Source organism: Acidisphaera sp. S103 (genome assembly GCF_009765975.1).
Lineage (GTDB): Bacteria > Pseudomonadota > Alphaproteobacteria > Acetobacterales > Acetobacteraceae > Rhodopila.
Genome location: NZ_LMUJ01000054.1, coordinates 233,883 through 255,571 on the forward strand (window position 1 = coordinate 233,883; position 21,689 = coordinate 255,571).

A 21,689-nucleotide genomic window follows, 5' to 3' on the forward strand; every position below is an offset into this window, starting at 1 on the left:
GGGCGCTCAGATCCATTTGCGCCAGCGGAACACGGCCAGGGGGATGAGGGTGGTCAGGATGATCAACCCCCAGCCCCATTGGTAGCCCCACGCCCAGTCGTATTCGGGCATATTCTTGAAGTTCATGCCGTAGATGCCGGCGATCAGCACCGGCGGGATGCCGACGACCGAGGCGATGGCCATCACCTTCATCACATTGTTCTGGGCGATGTTGATGAAGCCCAGCGTCGCGTCGAGCATGAACTGCAGCTTGTCGTTCAGGTGCGTATCGAAGTCGCTGACCGAGGCAATATCCTGCCGCAAGGTCACCAGCCTGGGTGCCAACGCCTTCGGCAGCCAGTCTGCCGCCGTGGCCTCGACATACGGCACGATCCTCGCGGCGCCGACCTGGGTATCGCGGACGTGGGAAATCAGGTCGCCGATGTGGCCCAATTGACCGAGGGTGCGGCGCAGCGTGGCGTCCTCGCCCTTGCGCCCGCCTTCCTGTTTCACGCCCATGGCAAAGATCGCGTGCGAGATGGTATCCAGATCGGCCCGCACCTTCTCCAGCACATCCGCCTGGCGATCGACAATCGCCTCCAGCAGGCCGACGAAGATGTCCGCGCTGCAACTGGCGGATGCGGAGCCGCGGGGAAGATGGTCCGTGTAAGTATCGAATAGCTGGCTGGGGGCAAAGCGGATGGTGATCAACCGATCCGGCGACAGCACAAACCCGCCCGCGACTCCGCGGGGGCCGTCGTCGTCCATTTGAACCATCGGCATGCTGAGATACAGCGTGCCGTTACGGGTGGACAGGCGGCTGGACGACTCGATCTCGCTGAGATCGGCTTCTGACGGGATATTCAGTCCGGTCGCCTGTTGCACCCGGTCGATTTCGTCCGGACCGGCGCTTCGCAGATCGATCCAGATCGCGTGCCGCAGCGCATCGATGGAGCCGGTGTCGGCCAGGCGGTCCAGCCGGCCATTTCCGCAGGCAAATGCACTGATCATCGCGAACCTTTTCCATGGCCGAGCGGTTTCGGGTGCCGGGATGGATGCCCTGGCGACGAAACCAATTTCCAGCCGTGTTAGATGGCAGGAAATGGCTTCGCCGTCATGGTCCTTACGATGACAATCAGCAACTCTTGAAGCGTTAGGGCTCGCCGGGGAATAAGCGAATTGTCCGGCGAACGCCGCCGGCCTCTCATCGTCATGGCGGGCGAAGGCCCGCCATCCACGCCTTGCTGTGTAGGTCTCGGAAAAGGCGTGGATGGCAGGCCTACGCCTGCCATGACGGGACTGGGCGACAGTGCCAACATCGAAGCATTTGTTTATGCACGAAGCGTTAGTTCTTCGTCTTGTCCACCAGCGCGTTCTTGCTGATCCACGGCATCATCGCGCGCAGCTTGGCGCCGACTTCCTCGATCGGGTGCTCGCTCAGCCGGCGGCGAGTGGCCTTGAAGCTGGTCTGGTTCACCTTGTTCTCCAGCATCCAGTCGCGGGCGAAACGGCCGGACTGGATATCGGCCAGCACGCGCTTCATCTCGGCCTTGGTGTCAGCGTTGATGATCCGCGGACCGGAGACATACTCGCCATATTCGGCGGTGTTGCTGATCGAGTAGTTCATGTTGGCGATGCCGCCTTCATAGATCAGGTCGACGATCAGCTTCACTTCGTGCAGGCACTCGAAATACGCCATTTCCGGTGCGTAACCGGCTTCCACCAGGGTCTCGTAGCCGCCCTTGATCAGTTCGACCAAGCCGCCGCACAGGACGACCTGCTCACCGAACAGATCGGTTTCGCATTCTTCCTTGAAGGTCGTCTCGATGACGCCGGCTCGGCCGCCGCCGATGGCGCTGGCGTAGGACAGTGCGACTTCCAGGGCGTTGCCGGACGGGTTCTGGGACACCGCCACCAGGCAGGGGACGCCGCCGCCACGCTGGTATTCGCTGCGCACCGTGTGGCCGGGGCCCTTCGGCGCGATCATGAACACGTCGATGTCGGGGCGCGGGTCCAGCAGGTTGAAGTGCACGTTCAGTCCGTGCGCGAAGGCCAGGGCGGCGCCGGACTTCATGTTGGGACCCAGCTTGTCGCGGTACAGGTCGCCCTGGCCCTCGTCGGGGGTCAGGACCATGACCACGTCGGCCCATTTGGCGGCGTCGGCCGGATCCATCACCTTCAGGCCGGCGGCTTCCGCCTTGGCGATGCCAGCCGAACCGGCGCGCAGGCCGATGGCGAGCTGCTTTACGCCGCTGTCCTTCAGGTTCAGCGCATGGGCATGGCCCTGGCTGCCATAGCCGATGATGGCGACGTTCTTCCCCTTGATCAGGTTCACGTCGGAATCGCGGTCGTAGTAAACGCGCATGGTACTTCTTCCTCTGTTCAAGTCGATTTCAGATAACGCGGGTACCGCGGGCGAGCGCGGCGATGCCACTGCGGGAAACCTCGGCCAGGCCGAGGTCGCGCATCAGTTCGATGAAGGCATCGATCTTGTCGGTGTTACCGGTCAGCTCGAAAACGAAACTGCCCAGCGTGGTATCGACGACACGGGCACGAAACGTATCGGCGATCCGCATCGCCTCCACGCGCTGTTCGCCGGTACCGATCACCTTGACCAACGCCAGCTCGCGGGCGACGTGCGGGCCGTCCATCGTCAGATCGGCGACGCGATGCACCGGCACCAGGCGGTCGATCTGCGCCTTGATCTGTTCGATCACCATGCTGGTGCCGGAGGTGACGATGTTCATGCGGCTGTACAGGCCGCCGGCGTCGACCGGGGCGACGGTCAGGCTGTCGATGTTGTAACCGCGGCCGGAAAACAGGCCGACGACGCGGGCCAGAATGCCGGCTTCATTGTCGACCAGGACGGATATCGTCGCGCTGCGCTGGGTCGTGTCAGTGGTGGTGGGCATCACGTCAACCATAGTGCGGGGGAAAGGATTTTCCAGCACGCGCGGGGGGTGATGCCCCGCCGTGGCCGGAGACGCAAGAGGCAGGCGCGATCAGACCAGCGCCATGCCCGCATCGGTGACGCCGGCGCCGGAGGCCTCGTGCTCCGGCCCCAGCAGCATCTCGTTATGCGCCGCGCCGCTGGGGATCATCGGGAAGCAATTCTCCGCCTGATCCACGGCGATGTCGGCGATAACGGCGGTGGGGCAATCCAGCATGGCGTTGATGACGCTATCCAGTTCGTCCACTGAGTGCGCCCGCATGCCGGTGGCGTGGAACGCGTCCGCCAGCTTGACGAAATCAGGCAGCGCGGCGGAGTAGGTTTCCGAGTAACGGCTGCCGTGCAGCAGTTCCTGCCACTGCCGCACCATGCCCATATACTGGTTGTTCAGGATGAACACTTTCACCGGCAGCCGATACTGCGCCAGCGTGCCCATTTCCTGGATGTTCATCAGGATCGAGGCTTCGCCGGCGATGTCGATCACGCAGGCATCGGGATGGGCGATCTGCACCCCCATCGCGGCGGGCAGGCCATAGCCCATAGTGCCGAGGCCGCCGGACGTCATCCAGTGGTTCGGTTGTTCGAAATGAAAGTGCTGAGCGGCCCACATCTGGTGCTGCCCGACTTCCGTCGTGATGAACACTTCCTTGCCGCGTGCTCGGGTGATCTCGAACAGGCGCTGAATGGCGTATTGCGGCTTGATGATGCCGCCGCGCTGCATGTCCTGGGTGAACTTCAGGGACTGCTTGCCCCGCCATTCGTCGATCTGGCGCCACCAGGATGCCAGCGCCGGCTTGTCGGTAGGCTCGTCGCTGGCCTGCCACGCTGCCAGCAGAGCATTCAGCGCCTTGCCGGCGTCGGCGATGATCGGCACCTCCACCGGCACGTTCTTGTTGATCGACGAGCCGTCGATATCGATGTGGATTTTCTGCGAGTGCTGGCTGAAGGCGTTCAGGCGGCCGGTCACCCGATCATCGAAGCGGGCGCCGATGGCCAGCAGCATGTCGCAGCCATGCATCGCGAGGTTGGCCTCGTAGGTGCCGTGCATCCCCAGCATGCCGAGAAACTGCGGATCGCTGGCGGGGTAGCAGCCGAGGCCCATCAGCGTGTTGGTGATGGGAAAGCCGGTGATCCGAGCCAGCTTGGTCAATGCTTCCGAGGCCGCGGGGCCGGCGTTGATGACCCCGCCGCCGGCATAGATCATCGGCCGCTTCGCCTGCTTCATCAGCGTGACGGCCTTGGCGATCTGCCCCAGGTCGGGTTCGGTGCGCGGCCGGTAGCTGGGATGCTGGACCGCCGGTTCCGCGTACGGGGCCGGGTTGATGACGATGTCCTTGGGCAGGTCGATCACCACCGGGCCGGGGCGGCCGCTGCGGGCGACATAGAACGCCTCATGCACCACGCGGGCGAGGTCCTCGGCGCGCTTGACCAGATAATTGTGCTTGGTGGCCGGCCGGGTGATTCCGGTGGTGTCGGCTTCCTGGAAAGCGTCGTTGCCGATCAGGTGCGTCGGCACCTGGCCTGTCAGGCAAACCACCGGGATGCTGTCCATTAGCGCATCGACCAGGCCGGTGACCGCATTGGTCGCGCCGGGACCGGAGGTGACCAGGACCACGCCGACCTTTCCGGTGGAGCGAGCATAGCCCTCGGCCGCATGAACGGCGCCGCCTTCCTGGCGCACCAGCACGTGGCGGATCGCGTTCTGTTTGAACAGGGCGTCATAGATCGGCAGTACGGCACCGCCGGGATAGCCGAAAATAACCTCTACGCCCTGATCCTTGAGGGCACGTAGAAGGATTTCTGCTCCCGACTGAGTCCATTCCGCCGACATTTGTCCGGCTCCTGTTGCTGAATAGGGGCGGACGGATAGGCTGCCTGATGGACGGGGTCAACCCTCGGTTTCAATAAACGTGAATAAATCGGCACATTCTCTTTCCGAAAATTGCGTGATAGATGAAAATCGCGCATTTATCGTGTGTACGCGGGTCTGGGGTGCGAGTTCGTGGTGGCGAAACCAGGTTGCCTGGCGCTTGGTGTACTGGCCGGTGATCAGTTCGGTGCGGCGGCCGGCGTCCTGCAGGGACAGGGTTCCTCGCAGGTAGGCGGATAGTTCGGGGGCGCCGTGGGCGCGCATCGCCGGCAGGCTGGGGTCCAGGTTCAGGGTCAGCAAGCTGCGCACTTCCTCCAACGCGCCGTCGCGCAACATCGCCTCGAAGCGGGTCGCGATGGCGGCGCGCAGGGCATCGCGCGGCGGGTCGAGCAGGATGGCGGTGAAGCACCACGGGGCGGGTTTGCTTCGGCGGTTCTGCCAGGCGGCCAGGCCGAGGCCGGTGCCGCGCCAAACTTCCCAGGCACGAGCGATGCGCTGGCTGTCCTCGGGTTTCAGGCGCGCGGCGGTGGCGGGATCGACATGGGTCAGGCTGGCATGCAGGGCAGCCGGGCCTTGTTCGGCAAGCAGGCGGCGAGCTTCGGCTCGGGCATCCGGGCCGGGATCTGGAATGTCGGCCAGCCCGTCGGTCAGGGCAGCGAAATACATCCCGGATCCGCCGGTCAGGATCGGCAGGCGGCCGGCCGCTTGGGCTTCGTCCATGGCGGACAGGGCCTGATCGCGCCACCAGGCGACGCTACCGGCCTCGGCGGCGGGGCGGGTGCCGTAAAGGCGGTGGGGAACCCGGGCTTCCTCATCCTGGGTGGGACGGGCGGTCAGGACCCGCAGCTCCCGATACACCTGCATCGAGTCGGTGTTGATGATCGTGCCGTTCAGGCGTTCGGCGATGGCGATGGCTAGGGCGGATTTGCCGCTGGCGGTGGGGCCGGCAACGATCAGCGCCCTGGGCAGAGTGGTCTTCGTGTGTTCGTTCTCTTGCATGGCACTCCGGGCGCTGTCAGGTTCCGGCCGACCATGACCACTATACTCACCGTCGTTGCCCAGCGCGAGGCGACCAGTCTGACTCCTGCCCTGCTCAACCAGATTCGCAACGCCGTTCGGGGTGCGCCGCCGGTTGTACTGTCACCCGGAGAGGCGGCGGATATCCCGCTGTCAGTGCCGCTCGACCATGCCGCGCTGCGGGCGGCGCTGGGAGATAAGCCCGTGGATGCGATCGAGACCAAGCCGCGTGGCCGGCGCAAGGCGGTGCTGATCGCGGACATGGACAGCACCATCATCACTGGCGAGACGTTGGACGAACTGGCCGGGTTCGCCGGCCTGGGCGAGAAAATCGCCGCCATCACCAAGCGGGCGATGAACGGGGAACTGGATTTCAAGGCCGCGCTACGCGAACGCGTGGGGATGCTGAAGGGACTCGACGTTGGCGCGCTGGAGAAAACCTGGGAGCAGATACGGCTGACCCCGGGTGCGCGCGAACTGGTGGCGACGATGCGGGCGAAGGGAGCGTTGACTGCGCTGGTCTCGGGTGGGTTCACCTTCTTCACCGGCAAGGTGGCGGCCGAACTGGGGTTCGACGTGCATCGGTCGAACGTGCTGCTAGATGACGGCGCGGCCCTGACCGGGCAGGTGGCGGAGCCGATCCTGGATCGCGACAGCAAGCTGACGGCGTTGAACGAGTTGGCCGCCCAACGCGGGGTCAAGCTGCATGCGACCCTGGCGGTGGGTGACGGTGCGAACGACCTGGACATGCTGCGCGCAGCCGGGTTGGGCGTGGCGTTCCATGCCAAGCCGATTGTGGCGAAAGAGGCTCGGGCCAGGGTCGATCATGCCAATCTGCGGGCGTTGCTGTTCGCTCAAGGGTACCCGGCATCTGCGTTCGTCGCTGAGTGAATGGGGAGAGCTTCCACCATCACCGGTAGAACCCATGACCACCCAGTCGGATAAGCGCCGATGGGCCAGGTTTCGACGCGGGCGCGTTTCGCACCTAGCCGACCGCCACGTTGTCGTACACCCCCACCCCTTGCATCAGCAGAAACTTGCAGGGCCCGCCATCCACCCCGTGGACGGTGTGTGCGGTCTTCGGTGCCACCTCGCAACGCTGCCCGGGGATAAGGCGATGCACGGCGCGTGGCGCACGCGTCTCCACTTCCATGGGTCCTTCCAGGCAGACGAAGCTGTCGGTGATGGTGGAGTGATAGTGCCAGGGCACGCACTGACCCGCCGCGAGCGTGAGCACGGAGGCGCGCATGTCCGCCCCCTCCATCACCCGATCGTAAGCGGCAATCGCGAGCTGTATGCCGCGCGCGCCTTCCTCCATCGCATCCTCCTTTTGCTTCCCGGTTCCATCGTAGCACTTCCAGCCTACGCGACTGCGCGCACGGGGCTGGGCCGGATTTTTGCCTCAGAAACTTGCATCGGAAAAGCCTCGCAAAATCAGCGGGCGGATTTTGATGTGCGTATCTTACGTTTTCGCTGAGCGGGCGATTTCTGGGAAATCATGCGGCGCACCCAATATCGCTGGCTGGAGTCTTGGCGTACGATGCCGTCCCCGCCCACTTTTAGGATAACGGAAAATGAACGACCGGCATGATGCTGGTGGGGCCGACGAATTGTTGGCTCTTGCCGGGAAGCGGCCGCGCGCAAATCGCGTAATGATCTTTGCGACGGTCGCTCTCACATTGTTTATGATGTCGGTCGATACGACAATCGTTGCGACGGCACTGCATGCCTTGCAGCACGGGCTGCGAACGTCGATCAATTGGGCAGGATGGACCATCACGGCCTACTCGTTCGGGTTTGTGCTGATGCTGCCGGTCAGCGGCAAGCTCAGCGAGCAATACGGCCGCCGAAGAACGTTTCTCGGTTCGGTCGTTGCCTTCACCGTCGCGTCGCTGCTCTGCGGGTTCACCGACAATATCTATGTGCTGATCGCCTTGCGCGCGGTACAGGCGGCTGGCGGAGCCGGCTTCACCCCCTCAGCGACCGGAATCATCGTGGATCATTTCGGTGGCGCACGCGATCGCGCGGTCAGCCTGTTCGGCAGTATCTTCCCGATCGGTGCGATGATCGGCCCCATATTCGGTGGCGTGTTCGTGACGTACTGGACCTGGAGGGGCGTGTTTTTGGTCAACGTGCCAATCGGCCTGGCGATCATCGTGCTGGCACTGCACTACATTCCGCCGGATAAACCGCGAGACCGCGGAACAGCACCCCCGAAAATGGACGCCTGGGGCATGGCGCTGCTCGGCACCGGCCTGTTCGCTGGCATGCTCGCGGCCAGCTATCTGGGTGAAAAGGATGCGCATGCACGGTCGCTCGAGTTTGTGGCGCTGTTGGCCGTCACGCTGGTCGCTCTGTGGATGTTCATTCGCCACATCAAACAATCGGCACATCCGTTCATCGCGCCAAACCTGATCTATGGGTCAGGTTTCGGTCCGGTCAACCTGGTCAACGGACTGTTCGGCGGCGTTACGTTCGGCGTGGTGGCGTTGATCCCGCTCTACGCGACCAATCGTTACGGCATTGACGCGCTTGGCTCCGGCACATTGCTTATCGCCCAGGGCATCGCCGCATTCGGAATATCGATCGCGGCTGCGTTTGCGCTGCGACGCACCGGCCATCGGCCGCCAATATATGTTGGCGTCGGAACAATTACCATCGGAATCCTGCTGCTAGCCAGTCACCCGGTGGCTGGTATTTCGCCGTATATGTGGCTGGCTGGCGCCGCTTTCCTTATTGGTGCCGGCAGTGGCATGATTAACCCGGCCTGCCGCAACGCCGGTCTCCAACTGGCACCAGAGCGTTCCTCGACCATTGCCGCCTTACGGTCAATGTGCCTTCAAATCGGATCCATCACGACAATCTCGATAGCCACCACAATCCTTGCCAGTTCCGATGACCCCGGCAGCATCCAGGTCTGGATTTATGTTGGGGCGGCTGTGCTACTCGTTGCTGCCACTCCCTTGATCGCGCGCATACCGGAACATCACGGTTCGTGGTAGCCGCCGCTTCAATCAGTGGAGCACTTCAGTAGCCGAGGGGATTATGCGAGACACCAAACGTCTTGGTTTGGTCAGAAACGAAAATCCAAACGCACCTATGATCAGGCTTTCGACGGCGACCACTTATAGACGCGCGCCAGCGTATCACCCATCAGCGCGGCCCGATCGGAGTCGGACAGCCGGTCGGTGACGCGGAACGACTCGACCCCCTGCTGGTACGTCAGCAATCCGACGGCTGTCCAGTCGGTGCCCCACATGCAGCGGTCGAAACCGAAAGCCTCGAAGATACGGCCGAGCGGGTCCCAGATGTCGTTGTAGGGGAAGGGTTCGTGCGACAGGGTGCAGGCGCCGGAGATCTTGATCGCGATGTTGTCGTGCGCCGCCAGGGCCAGCACCCGCGGCAGATTGGCGAACGGAGCGGCCGGTGCCGGCGGTTCGAACGGCTGTTGCAGTCCGAGGTGGTCGATGACCAGTTGCGTGTCGGGGTTGCGGGCGGCGAGATGTCCGGCTTGCTCCAGGCGCCCCCAGCACAGCAAGTTGACCGGCAATGAATGCCGGGCGGCGGCGGCCAGGACGCGGTTCAGCCCGGGATCGGCGGCATCGGTGGCAACGCCATCGCGCATCATGATGCGGATCGCGACAGTGCCTTTGATCGACGCCCAATCGGCGATCGTATCGGCCACGGCGGGATCGGCCGGGTCCACCGGCTTGATCAGCCCGAACCGCCCGGGATGGGCAGCATGCACATCAAGCGCGTAACTGGCATCGTACCGATACATAGAGAACGGCGAAACCAGCAGTGCGCCATCGACACCGACTTCGTCCATGGCGGCGACCATGTCATCGCCTGTTACCTCGGCGGGACCGTGGAGAAAGCCGGCCCAGGGGCGACCAGGATGGTTGCGTTCGTATGCGTGAACCTGAGCATCGATCGTAGCTATGGTTTCCCCACCCCTGGTTTTCCGACGGTGTGTCCCGCTTTCGTGGCGTCATTGGTCCGGCCTTTCGACCGGACCAGCCGTGCTATCCGGGTTGCTTGTCCTTGCTGTCCTTGGACAACGACAGCGGGACGTATTGCTCGCCGCCCTCGCGCTGGATCAGCATCAGCACGAACTTGCGGTCGGCCTTGCGTGCGGCGTCGACCTGCTTTTCCACGTCGCCAGGCGAGGCAACCTCGCCCTGTTGCACTTCCATGATGACGTCGCCCGGCTTCAGGCCGCGGTCCGAGGCCGGCGTGTTCGGGGATACATCGGTGATGACGACGCCCTTCTGGCCGTCCTGAAGCTGATATTTGTCCTTCAGGTCCTGGCTGACCGGCGCGACCTTCAGCCCCAGTCCAGCGATGTCGGTCGGCTTGGTGGCATCCACCGGTTTGGTGGCGTCGGTGGAAGCGAGCTGCGCGTCGGGCGGCCGCTCCGCCAGCGTGGTCTGGACAGTGACTTCCTTACCGTCACGCCATAGGACTACCGGCACTTCCTTGCCCACATCGGTGTCCGCCACGATACGCGGCAGGTTGTGCATCTCCTTCACGTCCTGGCCGTCGAACTTCAGGATGATGTCGCCGTTGTGGATTTTCGCCTTCTCGGCCGGGCCGCCGTTGGTCAGGCCGGCGACCATCGCGCCGGAGGCGTCCTTCAGTCCCAGGCTTTCGGCGATATCCGGCGTCACCTGCTGGATTTTCACGCCCAGCCAGCCGCGGCGGGCATGTCCGTACTGCTTCAACTGCGCAATGGTGAGCTTCGCCATGTTGGACGGGATGGAGAAGCCGATGCCGATCGACCCGCCCGACGGCGAGAAGATCGCGGTGTTGATGCCGATCACCTGGCCGTCCATGTTGAACAGCGGACCGCCCGAATTGCCGCGGTTGATGGCTGCGTCGGTCTGGATGAAGTCGTCGTACTGGCCCTGATGGATATCCCGGCCACGGGCTGAGACGATGCCGGCGGTGACCGTGCCGCCCAATCCGAACGGGTTGCCGATCGCCAGCACCCAGTCGCCGACACGGGATGCGCTCGAATCGCCGAACTCCACCGTCGGCAGGGGTTTGTCGGATTTCACCTTCAGCAACGCCAGGTCGCCGCTTTCGTCTTTGCCGACGATCGTGGCCTTCAGGACAGTGCCGTCCTGCAGGGTAACGGAAACCTCATCGGCGCCCTCGATGACATGGTTGTTGGTGACCACATAGCCCGCCGGATCGATGATGAAGCCCGACCCGAGGCTTTGCGCCCGCCGCACGGGCGCCGGCTGGCTGTCGTCACCGCCACCGTTGCCGCCCTGGCCCTGGCCCTGGTGGTTGCGGTTCAGGAAGTCCTTGAAGAACTGCTCGAACGGCGATCCGGGTGGGAACAGCGGCATTTCCGGGCCGACATTGCCGTTCTTGGCGGAAATGGTCTGCGTCGACGACACGTTGACGACGGCGGGCAGCAGTTTGGCGGCCAGGTCCGCGAAACTCTCGGGGGCGGAGCGTGCGGCGGCCGGTTGTATCAGTGGCAGCGCCGGGGTCACCAGCGCAAAAGACACACCGAGCAGGGCGGCGCGGGCTACGGTGGAGCGAAACAAGCGCATGATCGATCTTCCTGGCGAATTGACCGCGGATGGTTTGAAGTCCACAGGCTAGCAACTTATCCAGCGAAACACACGCCGGTTATCGCGCGATTCCTTATCGTGATGGGGCCGGTTGCGGTGAATCCGGCGGTGGCGGCGGGGCCTGGAGATATTTCAGGTAGTCGTTGTCCGGGCTGACGACCAGACGCGCCGCGCCGCTGTCGAAAATGTCGTGATAACCCTGCAATGTCCGCCAGATCGAGAAGAACGCAGGATCCTGGCCGAACGCCTTGGCGTAGATCGTGGTCGCCCCGGCCTCGCCTTCGCCGCGCAGCTTGTCCGCCGTGGCTTTGGCGTCGGCGACCAGCACCGTGCGTTCGCGTTCGGCATCGGCCTTGATCTTCTGCGACGCCTCGGCCCCCTCCGCTCGGGCCTGGGCGGCGATCCGCTGACGTTCCGATTTCATCCGCGACAAGATAGCATCCGTGTTCTCCTGCGGCAGGTCGGCGCGGCGGATGCGCACGTCCACGATGGAAACGCCGAAGGGCTGCATCTCGGTGTTCACCTGGCCGTCGATCGTGGACATGATGCGATCCCGATCGGCCGAGAGAACGTCCAGGAGCTTGTCGTTGCCAAGAACGCGTCGCAGGCTGCCGGTGACAACCGAGTTCAGCCGGCCGCGAATGTTCTCCGGGATCGGCCCGATGGCCTGGTAGAAACGCAGCGGATCGCTGATGCGGAACACGGTGAACGTGTCGATGCTCATGCGGGTCTGGTCGCCCAGGATCACCTCTTCGCCCGGCAGGTCGACGGCCAGCAGGCGTTTGTCCAGGGTGATGACGTTCTGCGCAATAGGCCACTTGGCATGTAGGCCAGGGGTCTCGATCACCCGCACGACCTTGCCGAACTGGACGACGAGCGCCTGTTCGGTCTGCGACACGGTGAACAGGCTGCCGTTGGCGATAAGGACGAGCACCACCAGCAAGGCGGCGCCGGCGATCATGATCCGGTTCATCGGCCTGCTCCTACGCCGGCGGAAGACGCTGGGGCGACGGGCGCTTTAGGTGCCGGCGGCGGCACGTTCAGCGGCAGGAACGGCACCAGGCCCTTCAGCTTGTCGTCCACGATCAGCGGCTGGGAATGCGCCAGCACATCCTCCATCGTGTCCAGATACATCCGGCGTAGCGTGACATCCTTGGCCGTCTGATAGGCCTTCAACACGCTGTCGAATTGCTGCGCCTGGCCGTTTGCCTGGGCGATGGCGGCAGCCTTGGCGCCTTGTCCCTCGGCGACGATGCGGGCCGCGTCACCACGGGCGCGCGGGACGATGTCGTTGCGGTACGAGTCAGCCTCGTTCCGCATGCGTTCGGCATCCGTGTTGGCGCGCCGCACGTCCACAAAGCTTTCGGTCACGGCGGCCGGGACATCGACCTTCTGAAGCTGCACTTCAGTGATCTCCACGCCCGCCTTGTAGCGGTCCAGGATTTCCTGGGTCTGCTTGAAGACATCGGCCTCGATCTGGGCACGCAACGGGCCCAATGCGGGCTGAATCGGCGTGCGGCCGATGACTTCGCGCATGGAGCTTTCAGCCACCGCGCGGACCAGCGTTTCCGGATTGGCGGTGTTGAACAGGAATGCCGCGGCGTCGTTGACGCGCCAGAATATGGCGACGTCGATGTCGATGATGTTCTCGTCGCCGGTCAGCATCAGGCTTTCGGCCTGGACGTCACGGCCGGCGGCATCCTGGCCCGTTTCGACGTTGCCGCCGGGCGCGGAGCGATAGCCGATCTCGGTGCGGTTGATGCGGGTGACGGTCGGAAGCTCCACCGATTCCACCGGCCACGGCACATGCCAATGCAGGCCCGGCGGAGTCCAATATGTGTAGGCGCCGAAGCGCAGCACCACGCCCTGCTCGTCTGGCTGCACACGGTAGAAGCCGCTGCCGACCCACAGCACGACCACCAGCAGCAGCAGGAAAATCAGGCCGCGGCCGTTGGCGAGACCGCCAAGGCCACCACCGCTACCTGACCCGCCGCCACCGCCGCCCATCAGGCCGCGAATGTAACCCTGAGCCTGGGCGATCAGCTTATCCAGGTCAGGCGCGTTGCCGCCGCGGAACGGGCCGCCGCCGAAAGGACCGCCGCCACCGCCGAACGGGCCGCCGGGACGCTGGCCGCTTGGCTTGCCGTCGCCGTTCGGCCGTTCCGAACCACCGTCGTTCGCGCCCTTGTTGCCCCATGGCCCCTGGGTCGGCTTCTTGTCGCTGTCTCCGCCCGATGAGCCTGGCGGGTTGCCCCAGGGTCCGGGACCGCCGTTGTTCCAAGGCATATAAGGATGGCTCCTGTCGAATCGCCGGATGCGCGGGCCGTTGGCGGAAACGGTACCATGCGCCATATCGGTCTGGACAGGCGCACGCGGCGCGGTGCTTATCCGCCGGTCGTGGCCGGTTTGCAAGGTGAGGGTTCAGGTACCATGGTCGACACAACTTCGGATGCCCTGCGGGCCGCATTGCGTGCGATCAAGGATCCGGTCTCCGGACGCGATATCGTCACCGCCGGCCTGGTCGAGGGAATCGAGGTGCGTGGCGGCCTCGTGCAGGCGACTCTGCTGACCGACCGGGCCCATGCCGCGGCGATGGAACCGGTGCGGCGGGAAGCCGAGGCGCTGCTGATGCGCCAGCCGGGCGTGACCAACGCCACCACGATCCTGACCGCGCACAAGCCGCCGGCTGCTCCGGCGCCGACCCATGGCCATGGTCATGCGGCGCCAGGCGGGAAAGCCCTGCTGTTGCCGGATGTGAAGGCCATCGTCGCGGTCGCATCGGGCAAGGGCGGCGTCGGCAAATCTACCGTCGCGGTCAATCTGGCGGTTTCGCTGGCGCGCCTGGGTCACAAGGTCGGGTTGCTCGACGCCGATATCTACGGACCCAGCCTGCCGCGGATGATCGGGCTGAGCCGGAAGCCGGAGGTGAAGAACGACAAGATGATCCCGCTGCAGGCCTGGGGCCTGTCGTGCATGTCCATCGGCTTCCTGGTGGATGAGGAAACCCCGATGATCTGGCGCGGCCCGATGGTCATGGGCGCGCTGGAGCAGATGATGGGCCAGGTCGCGTGGGGCGCGCTGGACATCCTGGTGGTGGACATGCCGCCGGGCACCGGCGACGCGCAATTGACCATGGCGCAACGGGTGGCGCTGACCGGGGCGGTGATCGTCTCCACGCCGCAGGACATCGCCCTGATCGACGCCCGGCGCGGCGTCCGCATGTTCGAGAAAACCAAGGTGCCGGTGTTGGGCCTGGTAGAGAACATGAGCTTCTATTGCTGTCCTGCGTGCGGACACCGGGCAGACATCTTCGGCCATGGCGGCGCGAAGACCGAAGCAACCCGGCTGGGCGCGGAATTCCTGGGCGAGATCCCGCTGCTGCTGGATATCCGCGTGGCCTCGGACGCCGGCACGCCGATCGCGGCCTCGGCGCCGGACAGCGATGCGGCAAAAGCCTACGCCGCCCTGGCCGTTCGGGTGTGGGAGAAGGTGTCCGGCACCACGGCGGCGCGCGGCAGCGGCCCGCGGATCGTCATAGACTGACGTTCACCGCTGGAGCGGTAGGCCAACGCCGGCGCCGTTCCAGCCTGTGAAGGTGCAGCGTCCGAGGCGGCCGGCCCGTTTGGAAAATCGTCTGTGGCTCACTCGTCCCGTATCGCACAGTGACGCTTAGTTACAGGTCAGCATCACAGCGCAATCGAAACGCAAAGACCCCGGCGATAAGCACGATCGAACGAGCAGCCGGGGACTACGATCAGGATGGACTTTTGTCAAGATCTGACGCGCGTTGAGACCTCAGCGCCGCTCGTTCCTTTACGCAGGCCGGCACGCAAGGCGCTTCTTGTGCTTGGCATGAGTCGAAGCGGGACATCCTTGCTGGCGCATGTGCTGCACGCTCTGGGCGCGACGCTGCCGAATGACTTGATGGGGGCGGGACACGGTAATCCGCTGGGGCATTTCGAACCCAAGGCATTGGTCGCGCTGAACGATCGCATCCTGGAAAGTCTCGGCCGCCGCTGGGACGATCCAAGGCCGATCCCGGCCCGTTGGTTCCGCTCCCGGCAAGCATATCGGTTCATGCGGCGCATCATCGGCCAAATCCGTCAGAGCTATGGCGACGCACCGATCTTGGTGATCAAGGACCCGCGGCTTTGCCGGTTGCTGCCGCTGTATCTCGAGGCACTCGACGTGCTGGACATCGAACCGCTGGTGATCCTGCAAATGCGTCCGGTCGCCGAGGTGGTGCGGTCGCTGGGCGATCGCGACGGCATGCAACCGGGCCTGGCGGAATTCCTCTGGTTGCGATCCGTGTCGGAGGCGGAGGTTCAGAGTCGAGGCTGCCGGCGTGTATGGACCAGCATGGGAGAGATCATGACCGATTGGCCGGATGCCATGCGCCGGATCACCGATGGGCTGGCGCTAAAATGGCCGATGGAGCGGCACGAGGCGATCGACGAAATCGGCCCGCTGCTGAAACCGCACCTATGCCACGGTGTCGCATCGGAGCCGTTCGAGGCGACCATGCCGCGGTTTTCGACGGCAACCTGGGCGGCGGTCGAACACGGACTCGCCGGGGACGAACCAGCGGCGCGAGCCGCCTTCGATGCGGTGCGTGCGGCGTTGATCGATCTAGACAAGATGCACGGGAATTATCTGTCGGCGCTCGCCGCCATGCGTAAGCCGTTATCCTGGCGGCTGAGCACGCCGCTACGTGCGCTGCGCCGCCTGAGGTAGCAGCGACAGACCGGACCGCCACGGCCCGGCGTCTCTGGATACGGCCTGGCGTCAGTCCGGGCCATCCGGCCCAGTCAAGGTACTGGAGCAGAAGGCCCGGACGTCGCTGGCCCAAGACAAGGCTGACGTGTCAACGTCAACGTCAACGGCCGTCGACATGACACGGGATCGACGCGTCTTCGCCGTGAAAGCGCCGCGAAGGGTCACCATATCCAAACCTGTCAGCAGGGAAAGGAGCGACACGATGCTTCGGTTTCGTTCGATGCTACCAGTGGCCGCATTAGGATTGGCGGCGCTTCTTGGCGGCTGTGTGGCCTACCCCGCCTATCCGGGTTATGCGGCCTATCCCGCATATGGCTACGGCTATACCGCACCGGTCTATGCCGGTGGGTACTATGGTGGCTATTACGGCGGATACGGGCACGGCTATGACGGCGGCTGGCGCCGCTAATTCGCTACAAACCCACCCCATCCAGCCCCAAAATCGCTCGGGCGCATGCCTGGGCGCGCGGCACCAGGCTGTCGATCCGCATAAATTCGTCCGGGCTATGGGCGTTGCCGCCGACCGGACCGACCGCACAGATCGTCGGCGCGCCAACCGCCGCGGTGAACCCCGAATCGGCGCATCCGCCGGTGAACTCCCCATCGGTGCGGAAGCCCGAGGCGTTTGCCGCGTCCACGTATAGTTCGAACAGGCGTTTCGCCGGCCGGCTTTGCGTCAACGGCAGGAATTCGCCCCTTACGGTCAGTTCGGCGCGCGTGCCGGGAACGAAGCTGCGCTCGATGATGGCCCCGATGCGGGCCAGGATGTCGCTTTTGTCGTCGGGATCGATATAGCGGAAATCGATCTGGCCCTCGGCCCAGGGAGCGACCGTGTTCACGCTTTGCCCGCCGCCGACCAGGCCGACATTCAGGGTGATGCCGCGATCCAGGTCGGTCAGCGCGTGGATCGCCTGGATTTTGCGCGCCAGTTCCTCGATCGCGCTGATGCCCTCGGAGAAATTCCCGCCGGAATGCGCCGCCTTGCCGGTGATGCGGAACGCCATGAACACGCCGCCCTTGCGGCCGGTCACGACATTGCCCGACACCCGGCCTGGTTCGCTGTTGAACACCGCGCGGGCGCGACGGGCTTCCGCCTCGATCACCGGACGGCCTTCCGGGGACCCGATTTCCTCGTCGCCGGTGAACAGGCCGACCAGCGGGGCCGGAGCGCCGCCGAAGCGGGCAAAGGCGGCGAGGATGAAGCAGTTCATCGTCAGGCCCGCCTTCATGTCCGCGACCCCCGGCCCGTAGGCGATGCCGTCGCGGATGGTGAACGGACGGCGGCCCGCTTCGCCGTCCGGAAAGACGGTGTCGCGATGGCCCATCAGCACGATGTTGCCGCCGGTGTTGCCGGACGCCTCGCCGGGAATGGTCGCACGCAGGCAGTCGCCGTGGCGGCTTTGCGGCAAGGTCTCGACCGTCAGCCCATGACCTTCCAGGAACTGCCGGACCACGGCGCCGACCGCGTCGATGCCGGCCTTGTTGTAGCTACCACTGTCGATATCGACCATGTCCCGCAGCAGCGCGACCATCGCGTCCTGCTGCGAGCCCAGCCAGGCGGTGATTTCGGTTCCGGACATCGCGCATGGCCTCCATCACGGTGGTGCGACAAGGTCTATTAAGCTATTGAAGCGTGCAAGAGGCCGATGCAACGGACCTCGCAACGAGAGACGTCCCACCCGCATGAGCGCTTCCATTTCATCGGCCGGTCCAATAACGGTCGGCCCGCCCGAACGCAAACGATCGGGACGTGGCCGCAACTATGCGCGCCGTTATTGGGTTTTCGCCCTGCCTGCCGCGATTGTCGTTGCGATTGTCATCGTGTTCCCGTGGATATTTACCCTGTACATGTCGGTGCACGACTGGAAGGTATCGGGGGCGACGCCATTCGTCGGTATGGCGAACTACGCCAAGATGCTGGTCGATGACCGGTTCCAGTGGGCGATCGTGCGCACCTTGGTGTTCACCGCGGCTTCGGTCGTGGCTCCCGTGATCCTGGGCGTATGGGCCGCCGTCTGCTTTGCCGCCAATTTCCGGCTGCGCGGCGTGGCGCGGACGATTTTCGTGCTGCCGATGATGGCCACCCCGGTCGCGGTCGCGCTGGTCTGGACGATGATGTTTCACCCGCAACTGGGCGTTCTCAACTACCTATTGAGCCTGATGGGCCTGCCGCCATCGGCCTGGGTGTACAGCAGCACGACCGTCATCCCCACCCTTGTCATGGTCGAGACCTGGCAATGGACGCCGCTGGTGATGCTGATCGTGCTTGGCGGGATCGCCAGCCTGCCGCGGGACCCGTATGAAGCCGCGGTCCTGGACGGTGCCAATCCGTGGCAAATGTTTCGCCACATCACCTTGCCGCTGGCCTGGCCGTTCATCATTGTCGCTGGCGTCATCCGAATGATCGATGCGCTTAAGGCTTTCGATACCATTTATGTAATCACTTTGGGTGGCCCGGGCACGTCGAGCGAAACACTGAACATCCTGCTGTACCAGACGGCGTTCGCCTATTACGACCTGGGCTACGGATCGGCGATGGTCGTGGTGTTCTTCGTGCTGATACTGCTGATCAGCATGCTGCTGCTTCATGTCCGGCAAAAGCAGGCATGGCAATGACCCGAGCGATGACACGGCACCGTCTGAGGCGCCTCCTGGGGCGCGTGGGGCTGTATTTCTCCGTTCTGATGCTGATTTCGCCAGCGATTTTGTTTTTCCTGTGGATGCTGTCGCTGGCCTTCAAGAATGAGGCCGACAACACTGCCTTTCCGCCGGTGTTCATTCCCAATCCGCCGACGTTCGACAATTTCATCGACGTGTTCGCGAAGAACGACTTCCTGACATACACCATCAACTCCGTGATCGTGTCGTTCAGCGCCACCGGCCTGGCGCTGCTGCTGGGGGTGCCGGCCGGTTATGGCATCGCCAAGGCGAAGGCCAGCAAGGCCGCCGTCCTGATCCTGATCGCCCGGGTCACCCCTGGCCTGTCATATCTGATCCCACTGTTCCTGCTGTTCCAATGGCTTGGCCTGATCGGCACGCTGGTGCCGCTGGTGATCACGCACCTGGTGATCACGGTGCCGATCGTGGTGTGGATCATGATCGGCTTCTTCGAGGGCCTGCCGGGCGAGTTGGAGGAAGCGGCGCTGGTGGATGGCGCGACGATCTGGCAGGCATTCCGCTACGTGGCGATGCCTCTAGCGCGGCCGGGAATCATGGTCGCGATGATCCTGTCATTCATTTTCAGTTGGAACAACTTCATTTTCGGCGTCGTTCTGGCCGGTCGTTCAACCCGCACCTTGCCGGTTGCCGTCTACAACGTGCTGACGTTCGAGCAGATAAGCTGGGGCCCGCTGGCGGCGGCGGCGCTGATCGTCACGGCACCGGTTCTGTTGCTGACCCTGGTCATGCAGAAAGAAATCGTCGCCGGCCTGACCGCAGGCGGCGTGAAGGGGGGATAACCCCCCTTCAGGGCAGGCCAATCGAGTCGGTCAGATCAGGCCGCGGCCTTCTTTGAGCCCTTTTTGCCGCCGCCGGACGCTTCGGTCATGATGTTCCGCAAATCGCGCAGGAAGGCGGAACCCTTCGTCGTGCGTTGCACCAGCACGCTGCGGCGATCCAGCGGATCGACCTTGCGCCGCGCGAGATCCAGTTCGCCCAGACGATCCAGGGCGCGTGTGATCGCCGGCTTCGATACATTCAATTCGGCGGCGAGACCACGAACCGTGTGTCCACCGTCATTCAGATAGCAAGTCAGGAAGACCCCAAGCTGACGAGCCGACAGATCGGCGCCATCCCGGCGAACCAGCGCGACAACCGTGTCACGGAGGAGGCCGACTTGGGCATCCGAAACCGGGTTGGGAGGAGATGCCACTTTAGTGTCCTTTCTTAAGTGGGCGCGCAAATTGCCGACCACCCTTTTGCCACATAAACAAAATATAGATCGGAGTCAACCTTATTACATTTGGCGATTCACTGATCTATCACAACAACCGCTATCAGCCAATTGCCTTAGTCTGGTTAAGCCAAAAGTTCGTTGCTGGCCAGCGCGAAAAGTGCGCGCATGCCCATGGCTTCACCCCCTTCAGGCCGACTCGGCCGTGTCTGATCGTTCCAGGCATAGAGGTCGATGTGCATCCAAGGTATACCTGGAGCGACAAACCGTTGCAGATAAAGCGCAGCGACGATGGCACCGGCAAGCGGCTTGGATGAAACATTATTCACATCGGCGATAGGGCTTTTCAACCAGTCATCGTATCCCGGCCATAACGGCAGGCGCCAAAGCGGGTCATGCACCATGGAGCCGCGGCGCAGAACCGCATCCGCGATACCGTCGTCATTACAGAACAGTGCGGGCAGGTCGGGACCCAGGGCGACGCGGGCAGCTCCCGTCAGCGTGGCGCAATCCACCAGCAAAGACGGGTTTTCCGCCGATGCCTCATGCAGCAGGTCACACAGGACAAGCCTGCCCTCGGCGTCGGTGTTGCCGACCTCGACGGTCAGGCCGGATCGCGTCCGTATTACGTCGGACGGCCGCATCGCTGTACCGGACACGGAATTTTCAACGCAGCCGACGCGTACCGCCAGCCGGATCGGCAGATCGGCCTGCATGACGATACGTGCCAGGCCCAGAACGGTCGCGGCGCCCCCCATGTCCTTCTTCATCCGCAGCATGCCCGCCGACGGCTTCAGGTCGTAGCCGCCGGTGTCGAAACAGACGCCCTTCCCGCACAGCGACAGCAGCGGTGAGGCGTCCGTCGCCGCGCTGCCGCGCCAGTGGAACGTCACGACACGCGGCGGCCGGACGGACCCGCAACCGACAGCGGCGATCGTCGGGTAGGCTTCCTCCAGCGCCGCGCCGGCGGATACCTGCGACACGGCACCATAGCGATCCGCCAGCGATACGGAAAAATCCGCCAGCTCAACCGGCCCGAGGATATTGGCGGGTGTATTGATCAAATCCCGTACCATCCAGGTGGCGGAAGCCTGGGCCAGGCTTGTTTCATGTCCGGATGATACGAAAAGTTTCGCGGGGTTGCGTTCGTTTGAGCGAAAACGGTTGTAACGATATGCCCCGAGACAATAACCAAGAGTTGCGGCCTGGGAGTCGTATTCGCTCGGTTCGAGACGCCAGGAAAATGTTTCAGGCAATTGCAATGGAAGGTTGCCGAAAATAAAGGGCGACCGATCGGAGCCGGCGCCCAGTACCGCGCCGGTTACGCCGTCCGGGCCGGGCAGGAAACGAATCTCGCCGGCCTTCGCGCCGAACGTCGTGTCGCGCAGAAAGGCCGCCTGCGCGACCGGCAGCGTATCGAGGAACTGCGCCAGCCCGTCCGGCCGGACGACGTGGACCGGGCGTGTCCCGTCCGGCGAATCAACAATGCAATCGATGGTCTGGTCCAGCATGGGTGCAATCCCGCGGTTTGGGGTGATTGTCGAAGGCGGCGCCAACCTTGGACCTGATTCGCCCCCCCAAACAAACCAGCCGCGGCGTGATCGCTTCATCTCGAAA

20 protein-coding genes are annotated in these 21,689 nt (G+C 64.0%); 7 read left to right on the forward strand and 13 right to left on the reverse strand.

The genetic code is table 11. From position 1 onward, the window contains the following. Positions 1-6 precede the first annotated feature (6 nt). The 5 genes from GSQ89_RS17415 to miaA form a co-directional block, all read right to left on the reverse strand. Positions 7-990: a magnesium transporter CorA family protein gene (locus GSQ89_RS17415; protein ID WP_158927475.1), complete on the reverse strand. Its 984-nt coding sequence runs from the start codon at positions 988-990 to the stop codon at positions 7-9. Positions 991-1,324: 334 nt separating this feature from the next. Continuing rightward, entirely contained in the window at positions 1,325-2,344 is a 1,020-nt protein-coding gene (gene ilvC, locus GSQ89_RS17420) for a ketol-acid reductoisomerase (RefSeq protein ID WP_158927477.1), read from the reverse strand. Positions 2,345-2,372: 28 nt separating this feature from the next. Then, entirely contained in the window at positions 2,373-2,891 is a 519-nt protein-coding gene (gene ilvN / locus GSQ89_RS17425) for an acetolactate synthase small subunit (protein ID WP_158927485.1), read from the reverse strand. Between the two features lie 90 nt (positions 2,892-2,981). Further along, positions 2,982-4,760: an acetolactate synthase 3 large subunit gene (locus tag GSQ89_RS17430; RefSeq protein ID WP_158927487.1), complete on the reverse strand. Its 1,779-nt coding sequence runs from the start codon at positions 4,758-4,760 to the stop codon at positions 2,982-2,984. Positions 4,761-4,817: 57 nt separating this feature from the next. Continuing rightward, on the reverse strand, positions 4,818-5,798 hold the full coding sequence (gene miaA / locus GSQ89_RS17435; protein ID WP_158927489.1) for a tRNA (adenosine(37)-N6)-dimethylallyltransferase MiaA: 981 nt from the start codon (positions 5,796-5,798) through the stop codon (positions 4,818-4,820). A gap of 33 nt (positions 5,799-5,831) precedes the next feature. Between miaA and serB the strand changes: the two genes are divergently transcribed. After that, the gene (serB, locus tag GSQ89_RS17440; RefSeq protein ID WP_158927491.1) at positions 5,832-6,707 is read left to right on the forward strand and encodes a phosphoserine phosphatase SerB; all 876 of its coding nucleotides are present in this window, start codon (positions 5,832-5,834) and stop codon (positions 6,705-6,707) included. 94 nt (positions 6,708-6,801) lie between these two features. Here serB and GSQ89_RS17445 read toward each other — a convergent pair whose 3' ends face one another. After that, positions 6,802-7,134, reverse strand: coding sequence for a hypothetical protein (locus GSQ89_RS17445; RefSeq protein WP_158927493.1), 333 nt, complete (start codon positions 7,132-7,134; stop codon positions 6,802-6,804). 256 nt (positions 7,135-7,390) lie between these two features. Between GSQ89_RS17445 and GSQ89_RS17450 the strand changes: the two genes are divergently transcribed. Further along, positions 7,391-8,818: an MFS transporter gene (locus GSQ89_RS17450; RefSeq protein WP_158927495.1), complete on the forward strand. Its 1,428-nt coding sequence runs from the start codon at positions 7,391-7,393 to the stop codon at positions 8,816-8,818. A gap of 101 nt (positions 8,819-8,919) precedes the next feature. Here the strand turns inward: GSQ89_RS17450 and GSQ89_RS17455 are convergent, their stop codons facing one another. From GSQ89_RS17455 to hflK, 4 genes are all read right to left on the reverse strand, one after another. After that, complete coding sequence (locus GSQ89_RS17455; protein WP_371734271.1) at positions 8,920-9,759, reverse strand: amidohydrolase; 840 nt, start codon at positions 9,757-9,759, stop codon at positions 8,920-8,922. 82 nt (positions 9,760-9,841) lie between these two features. Continuing rightward, complete coding sequence (locus GSQ89_RS17460) at positions 9,842-11,383, reverse strand: DegQ family serine endoprotease (RefSeq protein WP_158927497.1); 1,542 nt, start codon at positions 11,381-11,383, stop codon at positions 9,842-9,844. 94 nt (positions 11,384-11,477) lie between these two features. After that, complete coding sequence (hflC, locus tag GSQ89_RS17465) at positions 11,478-12,377, reverse strand: protease modulator HflC (protein ID WP_158927499.1); 900 nt, start codon at positions 12,375-12,377, stop codon at positions 11,478-11,480. Then, positions 12,374-13,690: an FtsH protease activity modulator HflK gene (gene hflK / locus GSQ89_RS17470; protein ID WP_158927501.1), complete on the reverse strand. Its 1,317-nt coding sequence runs from the start codon at positions 13,688-13,690 to the stop codon at positions 12,374-12,376. The genes hflC and hflK overlap by 4 nt, the downstream gene beginning before the upstream one ends. A 144-nt stretch (positions 13,691-13,834) precedes the next feature. Between hflK and GSQ89_RS17475 the strand changes: the two genes are divergently transcribed. The 3 genes from GSQ89_RS17475 (at position 13,835) to GSQ89_RS17485 (ending at position 16,589) form a co-directional block, all read left to right on the forward strand. Further along, entirely contained in the window at positions 13,835-14,947 is a 1,113-nt protein-coding gene (locus GSQ89_RS17475) for an Mrp/NBP35 family ATP-binding protein (protein WP_158927503.1), read from the forward strand. 309 nt (positions 14,948-15,256) lie between these two features. Next, positions 15,257-16,138, forward strand: a complete 882-nt coding sequence (locus tag GSQ89_RS17480; RefSeq protein ID WP_158927505.1) for a sulfotransferase family protein — start codon at positions 15,257-15,259, stop codon at positions 16,136-16,138. Positions 16,139-16,382: 244 nt separating this feature from the next. Beyond that, on the forward strand, positions 16,383-16,589 hold the full coding sequence (locus tag GSQ89_RS17485; protein WP_216856222.1) for a hypothetical protein: 207 nt from the start codon (positions 16,383-16,385) through the stop codon (positions 16,587-16,589). 4 nt (positions 16,590-16,593) lie between these two features. Here the strand turns inward: GSQ89_RS17485 and GSQ89_RS17490 are convergent, their stop codons facing one another. Then, entirely contained in the window at positions 16,594-17,760 is a 1,167-nt protein-coding gene (locus tag GSQ89_RS17490) for a M20 family metallopeptidase (protein ID WP_158927507.1), read from the reverse strand. Between the two features lie 103 nt (positions 17,761-17,863). Here GSQ89_RS17490 and GSQ89_RS17495 point away from each other — a divergent pair, with 103 nt between their 5' ends. Then, entirely contained in the window at positions 17,864-18,796 is a 933-nt protein-coding gene (locus tag GSQ89_RS17495) for a carbohydrate ABC transporter permease (protein WP_158927509.1), read from the forward strand. Positions 18,797-18,804: 8 nt separating this feature from the next. After that, positions 18,805-19,638, forward strand: a complete 834-nt coding sequence (locus GSQ89_RS17500; RefSeq protein WP_158927744.1) for a carbohydrate ABC transporter permease — start codon at positions 18,805-18,807, stop codon at positions 19,636-19,638. Between the two features lie 35 nt (positions 19,639-19,673). Here GSQ89_RS17500 and GSQ89_RS17505 read toward each other — a convergent pair whose 3' ends face one another. Together GSQ89_RS17505 and GSQ89_RS17510 are read right to left on the reverse strand one after the other, a co-directional pair. Beyond that, positions 19,674-20,051, reverse strand: coding sequence for a MarR family winged helix-turn-helix transcriptional regulator (locus tag GSQ89_RS17505; protein ID WP_158927511.1), 378 nt, complete (start codon positions 20,049-20,051; stop codon positions 19,674-19,676). A 146-nt stretch (positions 20,052-20,197) separates the two neighbouring features. Next, positions 20,198-21,583: a M17 family metallopeptidase gene (locus GSQ89_RS17510; protein ID WP_158927513.1), complete on the reverse strand. Its 1,386-nt coding sequence runs from the start codon at positions 21,581-21,583 to the stop codon at positions 20,198-20,200. Between the last annotated feature and the right edge of the window lie 106 nt (positions 21,584-21,689).